Below are 14,947 nucleotides of genomic sequence, written 5' to 3' on the forward strand. Positions count from 1 at the left end.
ACATTCCGACATGCCAGTCGACATCATCGGCATGATCACCGCGACACCCGGCGCGGAGGTCGACGTACCGGGCGGCGCCGCTGTGCAGCCCGACTACGTGCGCCGCTTCGCGCAGGCGCACGAGGCCGCCGGCTTCGACCAGATTCTGGTCGGCCATTTCAGCAACGCGGCGGACGGTTTCATCGTCGCGTCGTTCGCGGCCGCCGCGACCGAACGCATCCGCCTGCTGCTCGCGCACCGGCCGGGCGTGATCGTGCCGTCGGCCGCCGCGCGGCAGATATCGACGCTCGACGTGTTCAGCGGCGGAAGGCTGGCGCTGAACGTGGTGTCCGGCGGCGACGATGCGGACCTGCAGCGCGACGGCGATTTCGTGCCGCACGATGCGCGCTACCGCCGCACCGGCGAATATCTCGACGTGCTGAAACGGATCTGGCTGGCCGATGCGCCGGTAGACCACGACGGCGCGTTTTATCGGCTGCGCGGCGCGTCGCCGGTCGTGAAGGGCGCGCAGCGGCCGCATGTGCCGATCTATTTCGGCGGCTCGTCGCCGGCCGCGCTCGCGGTCGCGGGCGAACACGCGGATGTCTACATGACGTGGGGCGAACCGCTCGACGCGGTGCGCGAGCAGATCGCCCGCGTGCGGGCCGCGGCCGCGCCGTTCGGGCGGGCGCCGCGCATCAGCGTGTCGTTCCGGCCGATCGTCGCCGATACCGAGGCGGCCGCGTGGGAGAAGGCCGAGGCGATTCGCGCGCGCGTGCGCGCGGCGCGGCTCGCGAACGGCCAGCCGATCGCCGGCCATGCGCCGCAGAATGCCGGCTCGCAGCGGCTGATGGCGGCCGCCGCACAGGGCGACGTGCTCGACGAGCGACTGTGGATGGGCGTCGCGAACCTGACCGGCGCGCGCTGGAACTCGACCGCGCTGGTCGGCACGCCCGAGCAGGTCGCGCGGGCGCTGGGCGCGTATTACCGGCTCGGCGTATCGACGTTCCTGATTCGCGGTTTCGATCCGCTCGACGATGCGCTGGCCTACGGGCGCGACCTGATCCCGGCGATTCATGCGCATGTCGCGGAACTCGACCGATATCGGGCGGCGGTGCCGGCGTAGACGAGCCTGCGCGCCAGTCGCGTGCCCCGGCATCGCCGTCACGGCATGCCGGGGCGATTGCATGGCGCGTTCAGAACGACGGCAACCCCGGCGGATTGGTCTGCGCCCGCGCGATCGCCTCGCTCTGCAAACCCCAGCGCGCGAGCGCCTGCCCGTAGCGGCCGTTGCCGATCAGCGCATTGGTCGCGATGGTCAGCGCGGGCGCGAGCCCGCTGCCGCGACGCGTCGCGATCGCGACATCGGCATTCGCCGGCCAGCCGGCATTGACGACGCCGACGCGGCGGATCTTGCCGCTGCGCGCGGCCTCGTACGCGAGCGACGCGTTCGGGTTCAGCTCCGCGTCCGCGCGGCCCGACAGCAGCGCGACGCGCGCCGTCGCGTCGTCGTCGAAATAGAGCAGCTCGGCCGGCTTGAGCCCCTGCGCGACGTTGCGCTTGCTCCATTCGAGCAGAATGCGCTCCTGGCTCGTGCCGGCGCCGGTGATGATCCGCAAACCCGCGATGTCCTTCGGCTCCGCGATCTTCGCGATCGGGCTGCCGATGCGCACGTAGAAGCCGTGCAGCCCGAGCCTGTAGGTCGTGAAATCGTATTTCTCCTTGCGCTTCTCGGTCACGCCGACGTTCGAGATCACCGCGTCGTACTTGCCGGACGTCAGCCCGAGCGGCCAGTCGGCCCATGCGATCGGCACCAGCACGAGCGTACGGCCGAGCGCGTCGGCAACGAGCTGCGCATAGTCGGGATCGGCGCCGACCACGGTGCGCGCGTCGGTCGCATAGGTCGATACGGGCGGCGCGTGCGGCGAGATCGCGACCGTGAACGCGCCGTCGCGCACCCAGCGGTAGCCGCTTGCCGCGCGAATGGCCGCGTCGTCGGGGCCGGCGCGCACGCGGCCGGCCTGGCGCGGGTCGAGGTCGGCCGTCGCGGCGGCCGCGCGAGCCGCACGCCACGGCAGGCCCGATGCCGCGACCAGCGCGGCCGTGACGAACTGGCGTCGATCGGTCATCGTCCGGCACCTCGCGAGTCGTAAGCGGCGCGCATCACAGCACCCGCGACAGGAACGCGCGCGTGCGCGCATGGGCCGGTGCATCGAGCACGGCAGCAGGCGGGCCGGCCTCGACGATGCGCCCGCGTTCCATGAACAGCACGTTGTCCGCGACTTCGCGTGCGAAGCCGATCTCGTGCGTGACGATCACGAGCGTCGTGCCCGAGCGCGCGAGCTCCTTGATCACGTCGAGCACCTCGTTGACGAGTTCGGGATCGAGCGCCGACGTCGGCTCGTCGAACAGCAGCACCTTCGGCCGCAATGCGAGCGCTCGCGCGATCGCGACGCGTTGCTGCTGGCCGCCGGACAACTGGCGCGGATACGCATCGGCTTTATCGGCGAGGCCGACCCGCGCGAGCAGCGTGCGCGCGGCGTGCTCGGCTGCGTCGCGCGTCATGCCGGCGACGGCGACCGGCGCTTCGACCAGGTTCTCGAGCACCGTCAGGTGCGGGAACAGGTTGAAGTTCTGGAACACCATGCCGACGGCGGTGCGCCGCTTCAGCACGTCGCGTTCGTTCAGCTCGTGCAGCACGTCGCCTTCGCGGCGATAGCCGATCAATTCGCCGTCGATGTCGATGAAGCCGTCGTCGACGCGTTCGAGATGGTTGATCGTGCGCAGCAGCGTCGACTTGCCGGAGCCCGACGGCCCGACGATCACGGTCACGCTGCCGCGCGGCGCGACGAACGACACGTTGTCGAGCACGCGCTGCATGCCGAACTGCTTCGACACGCCGTGCACGGCCACTTCGCCGCCGGAGCGCGACACGGCGGCCGCGGTATCGGCAGGCGTGCCGCCATCGCTTCGTGCACGGACGCTCGATGCCGCGCGGCGCGACGCGACACGTCGCCACAGCCCGCCGATACGCGCAAGCGCGAACGTGACCACCGACGGCGGCGGATTGCGCAACGCGCCGCGCGCATAGTGCCGCTCGACCTGCACCTGGATCGCGGACAGCACGGTCAGGATGATCAGGTACCAGACGGTCGCGACCATCAGCAGCGGAATCACTTCGAGGTTGCGGCGATAGATCACCTGCACCGTATAGAACAACTCCGGCATCGCGAGCACGTACACCATCGACGTGCCTTTCGCGAGCGTGATCAGGTCGTTGAACGCGGTCGGCAGGATCGCGCGCATCGCCTGCGGCAGCACGATTCGCGAGGTCTGCCGGCCGCGCGGCAGCCCGAGCGCGGCGGCGGCTTCGAGCTGCCCCTGGTCGACCGCGAGAATGCCGCCGCGGATCACTTCCGCGGAAAACGCCGCATGGTTCAGCGTGAGGCCGAGCACGGCCGCGAGGAACGGGCTGATGAGGTCGGTCGTCGGCGTGTCGAACCATACGATGTCGGTGAACGGCACGCCGAGCCGCACGTGCTCGTACAGGTAGCCGAGGTTGTTCAGGATCAGCAGCAGCACGATCAGCGGAATCGAGCGGAACAGCCACACGAAGATCCACGCGCTGGCGGACAGCAGGCGCGAACGCGACAGCCGGGCCAGCGCGACGAACGCACCGAGCACGAAGCCGAACACCGCGCCGAGCAGCGTCAGCACCAGCGTGCGCGCGAGCCCCGACAGCACCGGCGGCGACAGGAACCATTCGGCGAACACCGGCCAGCCCCATTGCGGGTTGCCGAGGATCGAATGCAGCGTGAGCGCGATCAGCACGAGCGCGAGCACGGTGCCGGCCGTGCGCGACCGGTGGCGCGCGGGTACGATCCGCACGCGCGTGCCGGGCGCGCGTGCGCCGGGGGAAGAGAGCGGCGGCAGCGCGCCGCCGAGGTGGGTCGTGTCGCTCATGTCGTTGGAGTCCTCGAATGGATCGATCGGCGGGCGCGCCGCGCGCGGGCGGCGCGGCGGCGTCAGGCGTGCGCTTCGGCGGCCGTTTCCCGTGCGGCGCCGGGCGTCGCGTAGCGGCTCGCCTTGCGCGGCAGACCGAGGTGATCGCGCAGCGTGACGCCGGGCAGGTCGTGGCTGTAGCGGCCGCGCGCCTCGAGCACCGGAATCACGAGTTCGACGAAATCGTCGATGCCCTGCGCCTGTACCGGAAAACCGAGGATGAAGCCGTCGCCAGCGCCGGCGTCGTGCCAGCGGATCAACTCGTCGGCGACGTGCTCGGCCGTGCCGATGAAGTTCGGGCGCGGCGTCGCGACCGCAAGCGCGGTCTCGCGCAGCGTCAGGCCTTTCTGTTTCGCATCGGCCTTGATCCGGTCGGTGGTCGAGCGGAAGCTGTTGCGGCCGAGCTCGCCGAGTTCCGGGAACGGCGCGTCGAGCGCGTACTGCGTGAAATCGTGGTGATCGAAATAGCGGCCGAGGTACGCGAGCGCCTCGTCGATCGTCAGCAGGTCGCGGATCGCCTGGTATTTGTCCTCCGCTTCGGCGGCCGTGCGGCCGACGATCGGCCCGACGCCGGGGAAGATCTTCACGTCGCCGGCTTGCCGCCCGTGCTCGATCGCGCTCCGTTTCACGCGCTGCGTGAACGCGGCCGTTTCCTCGATCGACGGCGAATGCGTGAACACGGCATCCGCGTATTTGCCCGCGAGGCCGATCCCGGTGTCGGACGAGCCGGCCTGGAAGATCACGGGCTGCCCCTGCGGCGAGCGCTGGATGTTCAGCGGGCCCGCGACCTGGAAGAAGCGGCCGCGGTGTTCGAGCGTATGGAGCTTGTCGCGATCGAAGAAGCGGCCGGTCGCGCGGTCGCGCACGAAGGCATCGTCGTCCCAACTGTCCCACAGGCCCTGCACGACCTCGAGGTATTCGTCGGCGATTTCGTAGCGCAGCTCGTGATCCGGGTGCGCCTTGCCGAAATTCTTCGCGGTGCCTTCGAGCGGCGTCGTCACGACGTTCCAGCCCGCGCGCCCGCCGCTGATCGCGTCGAGCGACGCGAGTTGGCGCGCGACCGTGAACGGCTCGCTGTACGACGTCGAGATCGTGCCCGCGAGCCCGATCTTCTTCGTCGCGACCGCGAGCGCCGACAGCACGGTCAGCGGCTCGAAGCGGTTCAGGAAGTGCGGAATCGACTTCTCGTTGATGTAGAGGCCGTCCGCGACGAACGCGAACGCGATGCCGGCGGCTTCCGCCTTGCGCGCGACGCCGATCGCGAAGTCGAGGTTGATGCTCGCGTCGGGCGGGTTGCTCGGATGCCGCCACGCGTTCATGTGGCTGCCTGCGCCTTGCAGCATCAGGCCGAAGGGGATCGATCGTCGGGTCGTCATGATGGGAGCGTCACGCGTTCTGGTCGGGGGAAAGGGAACGGTCGGCCGCGAGGGCCGCCTGCAACGGCGTGGTCGACAGCGCGCCGCCGAGCCACTCGGCCGACGCGAGCCGTGCCGCGTAGTCGGACACCGGCGAATCGATCACGAACGCATCGACGTCGAGGCGCCGGCTCAGCGCGTCGAGCGCGCGGTGCACACGTTCGGGCGTATCGGCCAGCACCGTCGGGCGCAGCTCGTCGATCCGGTAGTCGGACGCGCCGCTTTGCCGTGCGAATTCGGCGGCCGCCTGCGCGCTGGCGAGGTTGAAGCTCTGGCCGCCCGCGAACTGCAGCTTGAAGATCTTCAGTGATCCGATCAGTCGCTCGGCCTCGTCGCGCGTCGGCGCGGCGACGGCGTACAGCGCCACGAGCGGCTTCTGGCCGCCCGCGCTGCGGTATGCGTCGAGCGAGCGTTCGAGATTCGCGTCGTCGCCGTTGAAATGGCCCGCGTAGCAGAAGCGCCAGCCGTGGCGCGCGGCGAGCGCGCCGCTGTCCGGCGAGCCGCCGAGCAGGATCCGTTCGGGCAACTGCGGCGGCACCGGCATCGCGACCGCGCCGGCGAGCGGATGATCTTCGGCCACGCCCCAGCCGAGAAACGCGTCGAGCTCCGCGAGCTGCCCCGCGAAGTCGGGCTTGCGCGCCTTGTCGTGGAACCACTGCAGCGCGCGCGTGGTCAGCGGCAGCCCCCCGGGCGCCTTGCCGATGCCGAGATCGACGCGGCCCGGCGCGAGCGCGGCCAGCAGCTTGAACGTCTCGGCCACCTTGAACGGGCTGTAGTGCTGCAGCATCACGCCGCCCGAGCCGATGCGGATGCGCGACGTGCGCGCGAGCAGATGCGCGACGACGATCTCCGGCGCCGAGCTCGCGAAGCCCGGCGTGCCGTGATGTTCGGCGACCCAGAAGCGCGCATAGCCGAGCTGTTCGGCGCGTTGCGCGAGCGTCGTGGTGAAGCGCAGCGCGTCGGCGGCGTTCGCGCCGTCGGCGATCGGACTCTTGTCCAGCAACGAAAGCGAATAAGACATGGTGAGCGGCGTTCCTGCGTGAGCGTGGGTGGACGGTTGCGGGCGCGCGGCGCTCAGCTCTTCGGCAGCCCGGGCGGATTCGTGCGCGACTGGTCGATCGCTTCGGACGCGAGGTTCCAGCGGTCGAGCACCTGCCGGTAGCGGCCGCTCTTGATCAACCCGTTCAGCGCGACGGTCAGCGGCTCGGCGAGACCGCTGCCGCGGCGCGTGGCGATCGCGATGTCGGCCGTGCGCGGCCAGCCGCCGCTGATCGTGCCGACGAGCCGCGTCTTGCCTTGCTGCGCGCTTTGATACGCGAGCACCGAGTTCACGCTGAACACCGCGTCCGCCCGGCCCGACTGCACGGCGACGATGCGCATCGCCTGATCGTCGTAGTACTGGATCTGCACAGGTTTGAGCCCGTGCGCGACGTTTTCGCGGTCCCACGCGAGCAGGATCTTTTCCTGGTTGGTGCCGGCGTCGGTCACGATGCGCAGCCCCGCGACGTCCTTCGGCTCGTGGATCGCCTGGATCTTGCTGTCGTTGCGCACGTAGAAGCCGACCTGATCCTTGCGATAGGTCGAGAAATCGAACTTCTGCTTGCGCTCCTCGGTGACGGTCACGTTCGAGATCACCGCGTCGACTTTCCCCGATTCGAGCGCCAGCGGCCAGTCGGCCCACGCGAGCGCGACGATCTTCAGCTTGCGGCCGAGACTGTCGGCGACGAGCTGGCCGACGTCGGCGTCGAAGCCGATCACCGTGCGTGCGTCGGTCGCATACGAGCTGATCGGCGGCAGGCTCGGCGCGATGCCGATCGTCAGCGTGCCGGGTTCGGCGAACCTGAACGACGCAGGCACCGCGCGCTCGACCGCCGCATCGGCTGCGCCGCGCGGGCGACCGCGCTGCTCGGGGCTCAGGTCGAACGTCGCGGCGGACGCGGCCGTGACGGCGGCGAAGGCGCTCAGGCCGATCAGCGCGGTGGCCAGCGTGCGCACGGCACGGAATGAAAGCGGTACGGCTCGATGCATGAAAACGTCCTGTCGTGGAGGCGTGGAAAGCGGAATGGGCAACGTGAAAGGCGGGGCGCCGTGCGCTCAGCGCGGCAGCACCGGTTCGGGCACGGGTGCCCACAGGTCGGCCAGCGTCGACGTGCGCGACGGATCGACGAGGTCCTTGCCGAAACGCAGGTGGAAATACGCTTCGGGATCGATCGACGAGTCGAACAGCCGCGTATAGCCGGTGCGGTCGTACAGCGCCCACGCTTCGGGCTGGCGAAAGCCGGTCGTCAGGTAGAGGCGGCGGTAGCCCTGCTGCACGGCGCGCAGTTCGAGCGCTTCGACGACGAGCCGCGCGAGGCCCTGGCGGCGCAGGTCGGTGCGCGTCCAGATGCGTTTCAGTTCGGCGGTCTGCGCGTCGTAACGCTTGAACGCGCCGCCGCCGATCGTTTCGCCGTCGCGCAGCAGCAGCACGAACGCGCCGTCGGGCGGCGCGAACAGTTCGGCCGGGTAGCGCGCGAGCTCGTCGCGGGCCGACGCGCGGCTGTCGGGGCGGTACGCGTCGTAACGGGTCGAATACTCGTCGATCAGCGCGTCGATCAGCGGTTGCGCGCGGACGTCGAGCGGCGTCGTGTCGATGATGCGGTCGTTCGTGGCCATGGGCATCGCGAATGGCGCGCGATGCGGACGTTCCTGGCGGGGTGCGGGCACACGGCCCGTCCGGTCTGTTCCGTTATCGCGACGCGGTTGTCGTGATGGCGGCCGCTGTCGTGCTTCGTGCGAGGCAACCCGGCGCGCCGCCATGTTTCGAACACGTTAGCGGCGCGGCCGGCAAAGGCGAACGAAGCAATTTCGATAAGGATTTCGCGGGACGCGGAAGAAGGCTTGCAGGCGGAGTGGGGTGGGGCGAACGCCCGTGGCAGGGCGCCGTGCCCGGTCGACGTGTGGGCAACGCAGACGAGCGCCGCGGATCGGCAGCGTGTCGTCGCTTCGATGGCCTGCCGGTCAGGCCGATGCGGGGCGGGCTGTTCAGGATCGCGAGCGCCCGACCGCGATTCGCCGCCGCGAGGGTGGCGGCGGTTCTCCTCCAATCGTCGCGTCGGCGCGAAGCCCCACCGTCGCGGGGCGACGATCCTCGACGACGACGGCGTTCAGGCTGCTTCCTGACGAGTCGCGTCCTGCCGCTCGCCGCCCAGGCTATCGACGAGACTCGCCAGCATCCGCGCCAGCTCACCCGTCATCAGCGCGACGTCCGAGTCGAAGCGTTCATCGTCGTTCTGCGCGGTCGGATCCGCCGCTTCCTTGATCACATCGAGCGGCGTGACACGCTTGATCGTCAGCGACGGGGTCAGCACGAACGAGATCCGGTCATCCCAGGTCATCGCGAGCCGCATGCATTGTTTGCCGGCTTCGATGTGCCGGCGCATGTCGTTCGCTTCCAGCGCGTGGCCGACGTATCGCACCGTGGCGCCGCCTTCGCCGCTCGAGCGCAACTCGGCGTCCTGGTCCACGGTGAATCCGCCCGGCGCGTCGCCGGACAACAGCCAGTCCGTCATCGCGGCGACCGGCGAACGCGCCACCTGCACGCCCGCGAGCGGCAGCCCGTCGATCGATTTGACGAGCAGGCTCCGAACGTCGTCGGCGAGCGCCTGGGCAGCCGCGTCGATGACGAGCCAGCCGTTCGCCGCGTCGATCCACACGCGGGTATCGCGGCGAATGCTGAACGCGCGCGGCAGCAGTTCGTCGGTAACCTGTTCCTTGAGCTCGCGCAGTTGTTTGCGGCCAACCTTGAAGCCCTGCTGCTCTTCGACTTCGAGCGCACGCGCCTTGGTGACCTGATTGACGACCGACGCCGGGAGCAGCTTCTTTTCGGAACGGAACAGCAGCAGCATCTGCCGGTTGATCGAATACACGAGCGCGCCGTCGTCACGCGGCGATGCCCAGCCGACGCGCTGCATTTCGACGCTGCTGCCCGGCTGGAACGCGTGAGGCGCCAGCCATTTTTCCATCTGGTCGGGGGTAACGGCCCAAGGTGCCGGAAGACGATGAAGCTGAAGGTTCTTGAACCACATAGGCGTACGGGCAAAGCCCATCATTCTATCTGACGGCGCGACTGCCGGTCGGTTGCGGACAGTCGATGCCTCGTCCAAGATGGCGGCATTCCAGTCCGCTCCAGTCATTTCCACGACCTTGTCGCTCATGCATTGCCCCTATTGCTCCGCTGAACTCGTCATCGTCGCGGGAGGAGAACTTCGATGTGCATCGACGGGCGCACTTTTTAGCCACTCCGTTCGAATGCAGTTCGAAGCATTGAGAACCGGCGAAACGTCCGTTCAACCCTCTCGCGCCTGCACGGGGCGATGGTTTTGTCCGTGTTGTGGCGAACGGACCGACAATAGCGTTTGTTCCGGCTGCGGCATTGCGATGCCTGTCAGGTTGGCCCGAGAACTCATCGAGCTGAACCCACACGTTCCTCCGCCAATCTCGAGGTGATGGTCCGCTGGCACGAATGGAGGCCGAACGCTCGGGATCGGCATTCGGCATCGCGGCGAAGTCGGACGGGTAGCCGGCGAGAAAGAGAGCATCGACGGTTGCTTCGAGATTAATAACAATGGAAACCATTCCAACAACAGGAAAAAAACGATGATGACTCCCGGTGACGGCCTGACCAGCCCTGCACGGCTCCTGCGAATCGCGTCATGGGCAATCGCGATCGTCTTCGCGGTCTTTCTGAACATGCTCGGCAGCCTCGTGATCCGGGACATGGCGTTCGCTCCGAGCGGGGGGCCGCCGGCCGTCGAGCAATTCGCCGATGCGCCGGCAAAGGCGCGGCTCGACGCGGCACGGCGCCATCTGCTGGCGCAGCGCGACGCGCTTGCCGAGAAGGTCGACACGCTGGAAGTGGCGCGCGGCCGAGCCGCGAAGGAATACGCGGCCGAGAAGGAAAGTTTCCGCAACTGGCTGGCAACCCGCGCGGTGACGGGAGACGGTGCGAGCGATCCGGACCTTCTGGCGAGAACGCGCAAGCTCGATACGCTGCAGGCCGTGGTGGTCGACTGGCAGCATCAGATCGATGCGATCGGCGACCAGCAACGGGCGCTGACGTCGCAGCAAAATCAGGTCGACACGCAAATCGCCGAAGCGGACGCAGCGGCCGAACGGCGCTTCGACGAAGCAACGCGACGCTACGAGATGCAGGTGTTCGGGCTGCGGCTAGCGCTGACGTTACCGATCCTGCTGGTTGCGATCTGGCTGTTCATCCGCTACCGCAAGGCGCGCTACTGGCCGTTCGTGTACGGTTTCGGCCTGTTTGCGCTGAGTGCGTTTTTCATTGAACTGGTGCCGTACTTGCCGAATTTCGGCGGCTATGTCCGGGTCCTCGTCGGCATCGTGCTCACGGTATTCGCCGGTCTTTACATGATGAAGGCGTTTCAGCGCTATGCCGAACGCAAACGGCTCGAATTGCAGCAGGATCGGGGCGAACGCGCACGCACGATCGGATATGAAAAAGCCGTCCGGTCACTCGAGAAAAAGCGCTGCCCGTCGTGCGACAAACAGTGGAATCTCGGCGGCGACGATTCCACGTTCTGCGTACATTGCGGCTTGAGACTTTTCAATGCATGCGGCGAATGCGGGGGCCGGAATTTCTTCTTCTTCCCGCATTGCCATCGATGCGGCGTTGCGCAGGGAACTGAGTCGCCGGTGTCGTCCGACTGACAACCGGCGCGTATGCACCGGCGTCGGCTTGCGACGGTCGCGAACGCGCCAGTCGCTTGCGTCACTCGATGACACGCGGCGGCGTGGACAACTCCGCCAACTGAAACAGGCAATCTCCTCGCCGCACCTGCGCGGGCACGCGCTTGCACACCACCTCGCCGTCGCCGTTGAACCGGTGCAGCACCGGTTCGCGCAACGGCGTATCGGGAAAATGCACCCACGCGGCCGGCTGCCCGGCCTTCACCTGGTCGCCGAGTTCGACGAGCGGCTCGTACAGCCCGCGCTCGTACGCATAGACGAAATGGCGATCGCCGTCGACGCGCATGAAGCGCGTGACGGTCGGCGGCGCGTCGGGCACGAGCGCGCCGTGCAGCAACCCGATATAGCCGAGGTAATGCAGCAACCCGTGCCGGCCGAGCCGGATCAGCGACGGATCGGCCATCCCGGCGCCGCCGAGCTCGGTGACGATCGAGATCGCGCCTTGCCGGCGCGCGGCCGACGCCGAATGCACGGGATTCGGCGCATGCAGCAGCGCATTGTGCAGCCCGAACGCGTTCAGCAGCCCGTTGAGCTTCGCGGCTTCGTCCGCGTCGAGCGGATCGATCGCGAGCATGTTGCCGCCCTGGTACAGCAGCGAACTGCCGCCCGAGTGCAGATCGACCAGGTACTGCGCGCGCGACAGCAGCGCGTGCTCGATGTAGTGGGCGATCATCTGCGTCGGCGTGCCGGTCGGGTCGCCGGGAAAGCTGCGGTTCAGGTTGCCTTCGTCGAGCGGCGACACGCGCAGGCCCGCATCCGCCGCCGGAAAATTCGCCATCGGCAGCAGGATCAACTGCCCGCTGACCATGTCGGGTTCGATCTCGCGCATCAGTTGCGAGACGATGATCTGGCCTTCGTACTCGTCGCCGTGGTTGCCGGCCATCACGAGCGCGACCGGGCCGTCGCCGTTGCGGATCGACGCGATCGGGATCGGCAGCCAGCCGTAGGCGGAGCGGTGCACGGAGTGCGGCAGCCGCAGGTACCCCGCGTGCTTGCCCGGCGCGTCGAGATCGATTTCGCAGTGAATGGGATTTCGGTGTGAGGAGGAAGCGGTCATGGCAGCGTCGTTCGATGCATGGAATCTGCCATCTTATAGAGGAAACGAGCGCTGCGCGCCGCACCGGGCGCGTTCGGTGCCGAACGCCTGCCGCGTCGATCGAAATACGGCTCCCATTCCCGTTTGATCCGATCGATGAATGCCCGGGCGTGCAGCCGCCCGATGCGGCTGCGGCGTCGGGCATCGCCATACCGTGCGCGCGTTGGCGAGCGCATCGCGATCCGCCGGCGATCGATCTCGTGCTCCATCCGGATCGGGACGGCCCGCGTTCGTCTTGATCGACGACGATGCCCGCCGGACCGACGCGGATGTTGCAGCGATGAACGCATGCCGGCGCGCCGGCCGGCCGCATGCATACGTCGGATCTCGCGCCGCCCTTGTCGCGACAGGGGCGGCGCGTGCAACCGGGTTACCGGCCGGATGTTTCAGCTTCGAGACGTCCTTCTTCCCACAGGGCCCAGAAACGGCTGCCGGCGCGATACGGATTCGCGCGCCCCGCAGCGTGATCGGCGACGCCCTGGCGAAACGCGCCGTACAGCGTGAGCGGAGGATTGTCGACGCATGCGGCTTCGTATGCGGCCGGCATCCGGCGGTCGGATACGAGCCGGCGAATCAGCGACGCGCCGTCGATCACGGCCTGTTCGTCGATGATTTCGGTGCGTGCGAGGACGTCGACGGTATTCATATAGGCTCCCTGAAACGTGCTTTTCCCATCAAGGAGCAATAAGGGTGCCAGCCGCGAAATGCCGCGCTCGGCCTCGATCGTGCAGGCTTCTGCAGTCTTCTTCGGCGTGCCGGACGGCGATGTTACGGAACACGTCACGTGACACGCGCACACGCGGCGCCGCGTGCGAACCGGCAAAGCGTTTCGGCATCGAATCGTCGGGAGGCCGCGGCGGGTGCGCAAAAGGGATGCGCGCTGCGGCGCGCGCGTCGCCGGCTCAGCTTGCGGTGGCCGGCGCCATGCGGCGGCTGCCGCTCGAATAGAAGCAGTAGATGCCCTTGCCGGCCGACTTCGCGTCGTACAGCGCGCTGTCGGCCTGCCGGATCAACTCGTCGGGCGAGCCGTGCCCGTCGTCGAGCGCGATGCCGATGCTGATGCCGATGCAGACGGTCTCGCCGATCGACAGCGCATACGGCGCCGAAATCTGCCGGATGATCCGCGCGGCGAGGATCGAGCAGGCGTGCATCGTCGTGTCGTCGATCGCGACGACGAATTCGTCGCCGCCGATGCGTGCCGCAAGCTCGCCCGGCGGCAGCGTCTTGCCCAGCCGCTCGGCGACCTGCGTGAGCACTTCGTCGCCGGCCTGGTGGCCGAAGCGGTCGTTGATCGATTTGAAACCGTCGAGGTCGAGATACATGACCGCGAACGCCGGGCTCGGCAGCCGCGGCCGGCGCGCGAGCATCCGCTCGAGCTCCGCATGCAGTTCGTGGCGATTCGGCAAACCCGTCAGCGCGTCGTGTCGCGCGAGGTGCCGGATATGCTGTTCGGTCTGTCGGCGCGCGGTGACGTCCTCGACGATGATCACCGCGTTGCCGTCCGGCACGCGGTGGCGCGTCAGTTCGAGCTGGCGGCCGTCGGCAAGCGCGATGTCGAGCGGCCCGGGCGCGTGGCGGCTCAGCCAGTCGTCGCACTGCGCGGCGAGGCCGGCACCGCCGGGATCGATCGCAGCATGGGCGCCGAGCGCGGCGACGACGGCCGGAAGCGGCGTATCGAGCATGATCTCGCGCGGCGAGCCGAACAGTTGCGCGGTGCGCCGGTTCGCGACGATCACGCGGCTGTCGCCGTCGATCATGCACAGTCCGTGCGGCATGTAGGTGAGCGCGGCGTCGAAGCGGGCGACGAGTTCGGCGTTGCGCTGGCGCGCGGCGATCAGCGCGACGAGCACGCGATAGTGGCGTTGCACGACCGTGCGCATCGCCGCGAGATAGATCGCGAGCGGCGGCACGAGCAGCCACGCGCCCGGCCGGGGGGCCAGCAGCGCACCGACGCCGATCGGCAGCACGCCGAGCGCGACCTGCGTCATCGCGAGCCGCGGCAGCGCCGAATTACGCGACGCGATCCCGCCGAACACGCCGCCCGCGACCATCACGGACAGCGTGCCGAGCTCGACGTCGGCGGCCTGCACGCAGCCCATCGCGCCGAGGCCGAGCACGAAGCACGCGACCAGCGACACCGGCGCATAACGCATCGCCCAGTATTCGGCGCGATCGTCGCCGGCGTTGCGCCGCACCGCGTACGCCCGTGCGATCGACAGGCGCGCCACGAGCAGGCCGACGTCGGCGACGAGCCACGCGACGCACCACAGCTGCTGCAGCCGGAGCAGCGCGACGGCCGCGACGAAACCGCTCGCGAGCCCGGACAGCGCCATCGGACGCACGTCCTCGAACAGCGTCACGAGCATCGACGGACGCAGCGCGGCAGTCACGCGGTGGTTGCCGGAGGGGGGAGTGGCGAGAACGGAGTTCAGGAGAGATGCCCTGACTGCCATGGTTGTCGACCTCGACACGATGTCGCGATGGCTGGCGGCGCCCGCACGGCACGTGGCGGAAGCCCGGCCGAGCCGGATGCGCACGACATTACCATGAAAAACCGGCGGCGCGGGCCGGTCGGCGACGCCACGCGCTGCCTCGCGCGACGGTCGTCGACCATGGTTGGGGGCGGCTTGCGGATGCGTCGGCGCGAAGGCAGCATCGTTGCGAACGGAACGATGTGCGGATGGTCAGCGGCCGACCGGCGACC

13 protein-coding genes are annotated in these 14,947 nt (G+C 68.6%); 2 read left to right on the forward strand and 11 right to left on the reverse strand.

Annotated elements, in window-relative coordinates; genetic code table 11:
* Positions 1-10: 10 nt before the first annotated feature.
* Positions 11-1,105: an LLM class flavin-dependent oxidoreductase gene (locus WS95_RS03710; RefSeq protein ID WP_059783459.1), complete on the forward strand. Its 1,095-nt coding sequence runs from the start codon at positions 11-13 to the stop codon at positions 1,103-1,105.
* A 70-nt stretch (positions 1,106-1,175) separates the two neighbouring features.
* Here the strand turns inward: WS95_RS03710 and WS95_RS03715 are convergent, their stop codons facing one another.
* The 7 genes from WS95_RS03715 to WS95_RS03750 all read right to left on the reverse strand — a co-directional run bounded on the left by WS95_RS03715 (position 1,176) and on the right by WS95_RS03750 (position 9,463).
* Positions 1,176-2,108: an ABC transporter substrate-binding protein gene (locus tag WS95_RS03715; protein WP_059822362.1), complete on the reverse strand. Its 933-nt coding sequence runs from the start codon at positions 2,106-2,108 to the stop codon at positions 1,176-1,178.
* Positions 2,109-2,142: 34 nt separating this feature from the next.
* Entirely contained in the window at positions 2,143-3,942 is a 1,800-nt protein-coding gene (locus tag WS95_RS35990; protein ID WP_082746843.1) for an amino acid ABC transporter permease/ATP-binding protein, read from the reverse strand.
* A 62-nt stretch (positions 3,943-4,004) separates the two neighbouring features.
* Positions 4,005-5,357 (reverse strand): LLM class flavin-dependent oxidoreductase, encoded by a 1,353-nt coding sequence (locus WS95_RS03730; protein ID WP_059822364.1) that lies wholly within the window; start codon positions 5,355-5,357, stop codon positions 4,005-4,007.
* 10 nt (positions 5,358-5,367) lie between these two features.
* On the reverse strand, positions 5,368-6,417 hold the full coding sequence (locus tag WS95_RS03735; RefSeq protein WP_059822366.1) for an LLM class flavin-dependent oxidoreductase: 1,050 nt from the start codon (positions 6,415-6,417) through the stop codon (positions 5,368-5,370).
* A gap of 53 nt (positions 6,418-6,470) precedes the next feature.
* Complete coding sequence (locus tag WS95_RS03740) at positions 6,471-7,424, reverse strand: ABC transporter substrate-binding protein (protein WP_059822370.1); 954 nt, start codon at positions 7,422-7,424, stop codon at positions 6,471-6,473.
* A gap of 66 nt (positions 7,425-7,490) precedes the next feature.
* Positions 7,491-8,051: a GNAT family N-acetyltransferase gene (locus WS95_RS03745; protein WP_059505503.1), complete on the reverse strand. Its 561-nt coding sequence runs from the start codon at positions 8,049-8,051 to the stop codon at positions 7,491-7,493.
* A gap of 491 nt (positions 8,052-8,542) precedes the next feature.
* The gene (locus WS95_RS03750; protein ID WP_059822371.1) at positions 8,543-9,463 is read right to left on the reverse strand and encodes a recombination-associated protein RdgC; all 921 of its coding nucleotides are present in this window, start codon (positions 9,461-9,463) and stop codon (positions 8,543-8,545) included.
* 574 nt (positions 9,464-10,037) lie between these two features.
* Here WS95_RS03750 and WS95_RS03755 point away from each other — a divergent pair.
* Entirely contained in the window at positions 10,038-11,108 is a 1,071-nt protein-coding gene (locus tag WS95_RS03755) for a double zinc ribbon family protein (protein WP_034206186.1), read from the forward strand.
* A gap of 61 nt (positions 11,109-11,169) precedes the next feature.
* On the opposite strand, the gene WS95_RS03760 is transcribed toward WS95_RS03755, so the two are convergent.
* The 4 genes from WS95_RS03760 to WS95_RS03770 all read right to left on the reverse strand — a co-directional run bounded on the left by WS95_RS03760 (position 11,170) and on the right by WS95_RS03770 (position 14,696).
* On the reverse strand, positions 11,170-12,204 hold the full coding sequence (locus WS95_RS03760; RefSeq protein ID WP_034204793.1) for a succinylglutamate desuccinylase/aspartoacylase family protein: 1,035 nt from the start codon (positions 12,202-12,204) through the stop codon (positions 11,170-11,172).
* On the reverse strand, positions 12,201-12,452 hold the full coding sequence (locus WS95_RS34620) for a hypothetical protein (protein ID WP_156444428.1): 252 nt from the start codon (positions 12,450-12,452) through the stop codon (positions 12,201-12,203). Before WS95_RS34620 ends, WS95_RS03760 begins: the two co-directional genes overlap by 4 nt.
* 161 nt (positions 12,453-12,613) lie before the next feature.
* On the reverse strand, positions 12,614-12,889 hold the full coding sequence (locus tag WS95_RS03765) for a hypothetical protein (protein ID WP_034204795.1): 276 nt from the start codon (positions 12,887-12,889) through the stop codon (positions 12,614-12,616).
* A gap of 256 nt (positions 12,890-13,145) precedes the next feature.
* Positions 13,146-14,696, reverse strand: coding sequence for a sensor domain-containing diguanylate cyclase (locus WS95_RS03770; RefSeq protein ID WP_059822373.1), 1,551 nt, complete (start codon positions 14,694-14,696; stop codon positions 13,146-13,148).
* Positions 14,697-14,947: the final 251 nt, after the last annotated feature.

This window comes from Burkholderia sp. MSMB1826, from assembly GCF_001526325.1.
In the GTDB taxonomy this organism is placed as follows: Bacteria; Pseudomonadota; Gammaproteobacteria; order Burkholderiales; family Burkholderiaceae; genus Burkholderia.